We start from the raw sequence: 8017 nt of genomic DNA, 5'->3' as shown, positions 1-8017 counted from the left end.
CCAGCGCAGCCTGCCGATCGCGCCGCAGCTGATGCTGAGCCGGACCTTGACCGGAGCCGCGGCGATGACCGGCGATATTCTCGGCTACGCGCCCCCGAGCGAAACGCGCTTCTCGGGCATCGAAGTGAGGGTCGTGCCCGAGAATGTCACCAATGCCCTCAAGACCCCGATCCCGGCCTCCCGTGAGCCCTTGGTCGAGGACAAGCTGATTCTGGCGAAGCGCGGGGAGAATTTCGAGCAGACATTGCGCGGCGCCGGCGCGGCCCCTGACCAGATCCGCGCCATGCTCGGCGCCTTCGGCAACCGCGTGAAAACCTCGGCCTTGCCGGACGGCCAGGTGCTGCAGGTGCTCTATGCGCCCGGTCCCAAGCCCGGTGACCCACGCCAGATCATGCGCGTCTCGATGTTGGCCAATGGCCAGCCGGACGGCACCGTAGCGATGAACGACAAGGGCGTCTTCGTCGCCGTCAACATCCCTCAGCAGGATGCCGCCGGCCAGCAGCGCAACCCGCGGCGGAATTCCGAGGGGGATGATGACGAGGACACCGAGGGCGGCACGCGGCTCTACGAAAGTCTTTACGAGACGGCGGCCCGGCACGATCTCCCGCGTCCGCTCGTCGACGACCTCGTGCGCATCTTCTCCTATGATCTCGACTTCCAGCAGCGCGTCCATGGCGGCGACAATCTGGAGGTGATTTTCACCGAGGAGGAAGAGGGCGAACGGTCGGAGATCCTGTCGGCCAGCCTGACGGTCAATGGCGAGACGCGCCGTGTCTTCCGCTACCAGTCGCCGGAAGACGGGCTGATCGACTATTTCGACGATGACGGGAAATCGCTGAAGAAGTTCCTGCTGCGCAAGCCGATCGCCGAGGGCGAGCTGCGTTCCGGCTTCGGCATGCGCTACCATCCGATCCTGCGCTATTCGAAGATGCATACCGGGATCGACTGGGCCAATCGCATCGGCACGCCTATCCTGGCCGCAGGCAACGGCACGGTGCTCAAGGCCGGCTGGTCATCGGGTTACGGCAAGCACACCGAAATCCAGCACGCCAACGGCTATGTCACGACCTATTCGCACCAGTCGAACTTCGCGCCCGGCATCGTGCCCGGCGCCAAGGTTCGCCAGGGCCAGGTCATCGGGTATCTCGGCGCGACCGGCCTCGCGACCGGCCCGCATCTGCATTACGAGGTTCTCGTCAACGGCAATTTCGTCAATCCGCTCAAGATCCGCGTGCCGCGCGGCCGCGAATTGCAGGGCACCATGCTCGCCGAATTCAAGCGCCAGCGCGACGAGGTTCGCGGCCTGATCGAAAAGGCCGGCGGACAGGTCGCACAGCTGCGTTGAGCGCATGACGGAGCGAGCATGAACTGTCATGCCTGCATCCGACGGTTGACAATCACGGTGTGAAACGACACCGCGGAGAGGAACGTTTCCACCGGCATCCACAGCGCGGGTCCCTGGCCGCCATGCTCGCCTCGCTCTTCGTCGTCCTGCCCGTCTTCGGGCTGATCGGCCTTGGTTATCTCGCCCGCTGGACGCGGCTGCTGCGCGAGACGACGGGCGAAGGCCTGTCCGATTTCGTCTTCGTGCTGGCGGTGCCCTGTCTGCTCTTCCGCACGCTGGCCAAGGCCGACATCCCCGACAGCCAGCCCTGGGGCTACTGGATTGCCTATTTCTCCGGGCTGGCCGTCGTCTGGGCGCTGGCCATGCTCGTGGCCAGCCGCTTCTTCGCGCGTAAAGGACCCGAGCTTGTGGTGTCGGGCTTCGCGGCGGCGCAGTCGAACACGGTCTTCGTCGGCATTCCGATGATCCTGAAGGCCTATGGCGATGCGGGCGCCGTGCCGCTCGGCCTGCTGCTCGCGGTCCATCTGCCGGTGACGATGACGATGGCGACGCTGCTGGCGGAAGGCCGCTCGACCTCGGTCCTGATGCTGGTCCGGCGCCTGTTCGGCCACCCGATCATCATCGGCATCCTGCTCGGCTCGGCCATAAGGCCTTATATCGGGCAGGTTCCGCAGCCCTTCTGGACGATCGTCGATCTGCTGGCAGGTGCCGCCGTGCCTTGCGCGCTGATCAGCCTGGGCATCGCGATGCGGCGCTACGGACTGGAATCGGGCTTGGCCCTGCCGACGATCCTGAGCGCGCTCAAGCTCGGGCTGCACCCTTTCCTTGTTTTCTGGCTGGCCACGAAAGTGTTCGAGATGCCGGCGCACTGGTCAGGCGTCGCTGTGCTGTTCGCAGCCTGCCCTTGCGGCATCAACGCCTATCTCTTCGCCGAGCGCTACCGCCAGGGCGTCGCGGATGCGTCCAGCGCGATCACGCTGTCGACACTGTTTTCGCTGTTCACCACGGCGGGATGGCTGACCTTCCTCGGCGTAGGCTAGTCGGAGGTGAAGCCGAGCCGGCGGCGGATCGACGACGGCGTTTCTCCGGCGGCGCGGAACTCGGCAAGGCTGCGTGACCCCCGGCTCTTGGCAAGCTTTTGGCCACCCTCGTCCAGCAGCAGGCGATGAAACTGATAAAGCGGCGTCGGCAACCCGAGCAGCCGCTGCAGCACGACATGGATATCGGTCGCCGCTTCGAGATCCTGACCCCGCACGACATGCGTGACCCCCTGTTGGGCATCGTCGACCACCACCGCGAGGTGATAGCTGGTCGGCACGTCCTTGCGCGCGAGCACCACATCGCCCCAACGCAGCGGATCGACCGCGACGGAGCTTTCGGCTTCGCCATCGAAACTCCGATAGCCGAGTTCTCCATCGATCCCCGCCAGGGCGCACGCCATGTCGAGGCGCAGCACATGCGGTTCGCCCGCGGCGACGCGGCAGCCTGCCTCGGATGGGGACAGCAGCCGGCAGCCTCCGGGGTAGAGCGGCGCCCCGTCCGGATCGCGCCCCCGCGCCGGCCCGCCTGCCTCCTCGAAGGCGGTCACCTGCCTGCGGATCGCCTGCCGCGAGCAGAAACAGGGATAGATCAGCCCGCGTGCCTGCAAAGATGTGAGCGCGCGCCGATAATCCTCGAAATGCTCCGATTGACGCCGCACGGCTCCGTCGAACCGGATCCCGAGCCAGTCGAGATCCTCAATGATGCCCTCGATGAATTCGGGCCGACCGCGCGTCCCATCGATGTCCTCGATCCGAAGCAGCAGGGATCCACCGAGATTGCGGGCCAGGGTCTCGTTGGTCAGCGCCGACAAGGCATGGCCGAGATGCAGCCGTCCGTTCGGGCTCGGCGCGAAGCGGAAGATCGGACGGCAGAGAACGGGTGTATCGGCGGACATCGTTCGGTCTTGGCTCCGTCCCGTCTCAAGCGGCTGTTGGCGCCGGCTCGCTCTCCTGACCGATCGCGGTCATATGGCAACTATGCAAGCGACGATGACGCTTCGAATCACCGGTGATGCCGATCTTCAGGCAGGGATGACTGCGCTTGCGGCGATTCATCCCCATTGGGAAACGCTGATCGGCCGGACCGGTTTGCCGCCGTTGCGGCTGCGCGAGGGCGGCCTGCTCGGCATGTCGAGCATCATCGTGTCGCAGCAGCTTTCGGTCGCAAGCGCGCGAGCCGTCTGGACCCGCTTCGAGCGCGTCTTCGTGCCGCTGACGCCGGAGCGGCTTCTGGCCGCGAGCGATGACGACATGCGCCTGTCCGGCCTCTCCCGACCCAAACAGCGCGCCTTGCTGGCATTGGCGACCGCGCTGGTTGAAAAACGGCTCGTCTTCGAAGCGCTGGCGGAGATGACGGCAGAGGAGGTTCACGCCGCACTGACCGCCATTCCCGGCATCGGACCCTGGAGCGCCGATGTCTATCTGCTCTTCTGCCTCGGTCATCGCGACGGCTTCGCGGCCGGCGATCTCGCGGTGCAGGAGGCGGCGCGCCACGCTTTCGGTCTGGCGGCCCGGCCGAAAGCGGCCGAGCTGGCCGCCATGGCCGAGGCCTGGCGACCCTGGCGCGGGGTCGCCGTCCGTCTGCTCTGGGCCTATTACGCCGTTCTGAAGCGACGCGAGGGCATCGACGCCTAAAAGCGAGAGCAGTCCCTAAGCTCGCACGATCTTGAGCGCCGTCTGCGCCGCCGTCCGCAGCATCGCGGTATCGCTCATCACCGTCACCATACGCGCGCCGAGATCGAGCGCGGCCTTGGCCCGCTCTGCCGAAGGCGCGTAGACCGCCACCGGCTTGTTGACCGCGGAGGCACGCGCAACGATGTGCTTGATCGCCTCGTCGACCTCGGGCGCGGTGGCATCGATCCGCTTGCCGTCGAAGAGCGCGATCGACAGATCGGAGGGGCCGACGAAGACCGCGTCGATCCCATCCAGCGCCAGGATGTCGTCCAGGATCGCCATGGCCTCGCGCGTCTCGATCATCGCAAACGAGACCGAGAAGCTATTCGCTTCCTTGAGATAGGTGTTGGGATCGAGGCCCGACGCGCCGAGCCCGCCATAGCTGCCCCAGCTGCGCTCGCCCATCGGGGGATATTTGGCGTAGGCCGCGAAGGTACGCGCATCGTCCATGGTGTTGATCATAGGCGCGATCACGCCTGAAGCACCCGAATCGAACAGCTTCGAGACGTTCTGGAACTCTCCGACGGGAATGCGCGCGATGGCGGGCTTGCCGGCGGCGTTGACGAGCGGGATCGCGCGGATCGCGTCGCCCAGCGTCATCGGGCCGTGTTGCATGTCGAGGGTCACGGCGTCGAAGCCCTCCTGCGCCAGGATGGCCGCCGTGGAGACATCCGGCAGGCCGCACCAGGCCGAGACGACGGTCTCGCCCCGCGCGAAGCGCCCGGCGAGCGAGGACAGGACGGTGGGCTTGACCATGATGCGTTTCCCTCAAAGACCCCCGCCTTAGATGGTCCGGCGGGTGGCCGGAGGTTGGACCGGCAAGGGCCTAAAAAGCAAACGGGCGCCCATGCGCCCGTTTCATTCTCGCCCTGCGTCGGCTGCGGCGCTCAGCGCCCGGCTTGAACCTCGTCGGCCGCCCTGATGAGGAGTTCGGTCATCACGCGGCGGATTTCCGGCTCCGGCACGGGCAGGCTCGCCAGCGTGAAATCGTTCTTGACCTTGCGCAGCACGTCTTCGTCTCCGGCTTCCTCGAAATCGGCTATGACGACCGATTTGGCATAGGCCTCCGCATCCGCCCCCGACTTGCCGAGCTTTTCAGCGGCCCACAGCCCGAGCAGCTTGTTGCGCCGCGCACTGGCCTTGAAGCGCAGGTCCTCGTCATGGGCGAACTCGTTCTCGTAGGCATCCTTGCGCTGTTCGAAGGTGGTCATGCGGCGTCTGGCTCCTGTAAGGGGCTGAAAATGGCGTCGTGCTCTCCATATAGGGTGCCTTGTCCGCATCAGCCACCGTGAACCTCGCCGGCCGCCGGTTTGCCGCTGCCAAGCGGGTTCCCGCCCCTGTTTGTTGCGTTTGCGAGCGAGAGGCGCCATATAGCAGCCTATGCGCGCCATCAGGCGCGAAAGCTCAAAACCGGCACGAAGCCGGTGTTATCTGGGGCCAAGATCCCGCCGCGATCGCATCGCGTCCAGAGAAGGGCCGACCTTTGGATTTCCTCAAGCCACGGTACATCCCCATGAATCGCCGCCGTCGCATCTACGAAGGCAAGGCGAAGGTCCTTTATGAAGGACCGGAGCCCGGTACGCTGATCCAGCATTTCAAGGACGACGCGACCGCCTTCAACGCGAAGAAGCACGAAGTCATCGACGGCAAGGGCGTGCTCAACAACCGCATTTCCGAGCACATCTTCTCCAACCTGAACGATATCGGCGTCCCCACGCATTTCATCCGCCGGCTGAACATGCGCGAGCAGCTCATCCGCGAGGTCGAGATCATTCCGCTCGAGGTGGTGGTGCGCAACATCGCCGCCGGCTCCCTCTCCGAGCGTCTCGGGCTGGAGGAAGGCACGCAGCTGCCGCGTTCGATCATCGAGTTCTACTACAAGAACGAAGCGCTCAAGAACCCGATGGTCTCGGAAGAGCACATCACCGCCTTCGGCTGGGCGACGCCGCAGGAGATCGACGACGTCATGGCGCTCGCCATCCGCGTCAACGACTTCCTCTCCGGGCTGTTTCTGGGCGCCGGTATCCGTCTGGTCGACTTCAAAATGGAAACCGGCCGGCTCTGGGAAGGCGAAATGATGCGCATTGTCGTCGCCGACGAGATCAGCCCCGATTCCTGCCGGCTCTGGGATGTCCGCACCAAGGACAAGCTCGACAAGGACCGCTTCCGTCGCGATCTGGGCGGGCTGATCGAGGCCTATTCCGAGGTCGCGCGCCGCCTCGGCATCCTCGGCGAGAACGAGAATCCCGGCCAGAGCGGCCCGCGCCTGGTGCAGTGAGCGCCTTTCGCTTGACACGATCGACGATCAAGCGGGAGTGCATGCGCTCCCGCTTTCGCATTCCGGCCCTGCTGGTTTCCTGCGCCCTGCTGCTGGCCTCCTGCGCCGGCGATTTCGGCGACAGCATCTCCGACCTGCCGGCCTCGGCCGGCTGGCAGCCGCTGCCTATCGGCGCCTGGGTCCTGAACGATGGGCTCGAAGCCAAGGCCATGGTCTTCTGTCCCCGCGAGACCTGCACGCGTCCGGGTTTCGCGGCGCTCGTGTCCTTCCAGGGAGAGCAGGGCCGCCGTATGGAGCAGGCGCTCTCGGAAAACCCGGCCGAATTGGCCCGCTCCTTTTCCCGGCTGGCGGGCGACAAGGCGGCCGAGCGAGCACAAGCCCGCCGCAGTGCCGGCCGCAAGCCCATGCCTTCGACGGCCGGGCAGAGCAGCACCGCCTATGCCCGTCTGGACGGCCCCGACGCCAAGGGCGTTCTCGTCACGATCCGCTCCAAGGCCGAGACCTCGTCCAAGACCAGGAACTCGCGCCAGGGCGTGACAGCGATTCTCTACGGGTGGCAAAACGACAGGCTCGTCGTGGCGCTCGGCGTCAGCGACGAGGCGCAAGCCGCCACGCAGGATGCGCAGGCCGCCTGGCGCAGCCGCTGATTCACGTGAAACCACCGGAAGCGGTTGAGCCAACCCTGATTCCCCGTTAAGGCAGCGCAATCACGCCCGCCCCGGAGAACCTCATGAAAGCCCGCGTCACCGTCACCCTGAAGACCGGCGTGCTCGATCCGCAGGGCAAGGCGATCGAGGGCGCGCTGAAGTCGCTCGGTATCGCCGGCGTCGAGTCCGTCCGTCAGGGCAAGGTCTTCGACATCGAACTGTCCGGGTCCGACAAGGTCTCCGCCGAGAGCGCGCTGAAGGCCGCCTGCGACAAGCTCCTGGCCAACACGGTGATCGAGAATTACCGCGTCGAGATCGGAGCCTGACGCCATGAAGGCCGCCGTCATCACCTTTCCCGGCTCCAACCGCGACGGCGACGTCGCCAAGGCCCTGAGCCAAGCCGGTGCCGAAGTCTCCCATGTCTGGCACGCCGATAGCGAGCTGCCCGCCGGGACCGACCTCGTGGTGCTGCCCGGCGGATTTTCCTATGGCGATTACCTGCGCACCGGCGCCATCGCCGGCCGTGCCCACATCATGGACGCGACACGCGCCCATGCCGCGCGCGGCGGTTATGTGCTGGGGATCTGCAACGGTTTCCAGATCGCCTGCGAAGCGGGGCTTCTGCCGGGCATCCTGGTGCGCAACGCCCATCTGAAGTTCGTCTGCAAGCGCCAACATCTCAAGATCGAACGCAACGACACGCCCTATACCAGCCGCTACGCCCAGGGGCAGGCGATCGATGTCTGCATCGCCCATGGCGAGGGCAATTACATCGCCGATGCCGAGACTTTGGCGCGGCTCGAAGGCGAAGGCCTCGTCGCCTTCCGCTATGCCGATGAGCGAGGCGAGGTCACGCCCGAGGCGAACCCCAACGGCTCGCTCAACAACATCGCCGGCATCTATTCGCCCGGCTTCAACGTGCTCGGGCTGATGCCGCACCCCGAAAACCTGATCGACTCGCTGGTCGGCGGCACGGATGGACGCGGTCTGTTCGAGAGCCTGGTCTCGGCCAAGGCGGCTTGAACAAGGCCAC

The 8017-nt window shown here is 65.8% G+C and carries 10 protein-coding genes (1 of these 10 only partly in view); 7 read left to right on the top strand and 3 right to left on the bottom strand.

Going from position 1 to position 8017, the window contains the following annotated elements; genetic code table 11:
• On the top strand, nucleotides 1-1345 hold the 3' portion of the coding sequence (locus AC1DR6_RS14615) for a peptidoglycan DD-metalloendopeptidase family protein (protein WP_476829962.1). Its footprint begins 677 nt before the window's first position; only the last 1345 of its 2022 coding nucleotides appear in the window; its start codon lies off the left edge, out of view; it ends in the stop codon at nucleotides 1343-1345.
• Between the two features lie 122 nt (nucleotides 1346-1467).
• Nucleotides 1468-2385 carry an AEC family transporter gene (locus tag AC1DR6_RS14610; RefSeq protein ID WP_476829961.1) on the top strand — a complete coding sequence of 306 codons (918 nt, stop codon included), beginning with the start codon at nucleotides 1468-1470 and terminating at the stop codon, nucleotides 2383-2385.
• Here AC1DR6_RS14610 and gluQRS read toward each other — a convergent pair.
• Nucleotides 2382-3281 (bottom strand): tRNA glutamyl-Q(34) synthetase GluQRS, encoded by a 900-nt coding sequence (gluQRS, locus tag AC1DR6_RS14605; RefSeq protein WP_476829960.1) that lies wholly within the window; start codon nucleotides 3279-3281, stop codon nucleotides 2382-2384. The two genes, AC1DR6_RS14610 and gluQRS, sit on opposite strands and share 4 nt — an antisense overlap.
• A 94-nt stretch (nucleotides 3282-3375) precedes the next feature.
• Between gluQRS and AC1DR6_RS14600 the strand changes: the two genes are divergently transcribed.
• Entirely contained in the window at nucleotides 3376-4020 is a 645-nt protein-coding gene (locus AC1DR6_RS14600) for a DNA-3-methyladenine glycosylase family protein (RefSeq protein WP_476829959.1), read from the top strand.
• 15 nt (nucleotides 4021-4035) lie between these two features.
• On the opposite strand, the gene AC1DR6_RS14595 is transcribed toward AC1DR6_RS14600, so the two are convergent.
• Both AC1DR6_RS14595 and AC1DR6_RS14590 read right to left on the bottom strand, forming a co-directional pair.
• Complete coding sequence (locus AC1DR6_RS14595) at nucleotides 4036-4815, bottom strand: HpcH/HpaI aldolase family protein (protein WP_476829958.1); 780 nt, start codon at nucleotides 4813-4815, stop codon at nucleotides 4036-4038.
• 131 nt (nucleotides 4816-4946) lie between these two features.
• Nucleotides 4947-5270, bottom strand: coding sequence for a DUF1476 domain-containing protein (locus tag AC1DR6_RS14590; protein WP_476829957.1), 324 nt, complete (start codon nucleotides 5268-5270; stop codon nucleotides 4947-4949).
• Between the two features lie 272 nt (nucleotides 5271-5542).
• Here AC1DR6_RS14590 and purC point away from each other — a divergent pair, with 272 nt between their 5' ends.
• From purC to purQ, 4 genes are all read left to right on the top strand, one after another.
• Nucleotides 5543-6337 carry a phosphoribosylaminoimidazolesuccinocarboxamide synthase gene (gene purC, locus AC1DR6_RS14585; RefSeq protein ID WP_476829956.1) on the top strand — a complete coding sequence of 265 codons (795 nt, stop codon included), beginning with the start codon at nucleotides 5543-5545 and terminating at the stop codon, nucleotides 6335-6337.
• Between the two features lie 41 nt (nucleotides 6338-6378).
• A complete protein-coding gene (locus tag AC1DR6_RS14580; protein WP_476829955.1) occupies nucleotides 6379-6984 on the top strand; it encodes a hypothetical protein in 606 nt (201 codons plus the stop codon).
• A gap of 83 nt (nucleotides 6985-7067) precedes the next feature.
• On the top strand, nucleotides 7068-7310 hold the full coding sequence (gene purS / locus AC1DR6_RS14575) for a phosphoribosylformylglycinamidine synthase subunit PurS (protein WP_476829954.1): 243 nt from the start codon (nucleotides 7068-7070) through the stop codon (nucleotides 7308-7310).
• Nucleotides 7311-7314: 4 nt separating this feature from the next.
• Nucleotides 7315-8007, top strand: coding sequence for a phosphoribosylformylglycinamidine synthase subunit PurQ (purQ, locus tag AC1DR6_RS14570; RefSeq protein ID WP_476829953.1), 693 nt, complete (start codon nucleotides 7315-7317; stop codon nucleotides 8005-8007).
• Nucleotides 8008-8017 lie beyond the last annotated feature (10 nt).

This window comes from Allobosea sp. P5_A5 (assembly GCF_056400625.1).
The sequence above is the reverse complement of the archived record's forward strand: the minus strand, read 5'-3'. Positions and strand labels throughout refer to the sequence as shown.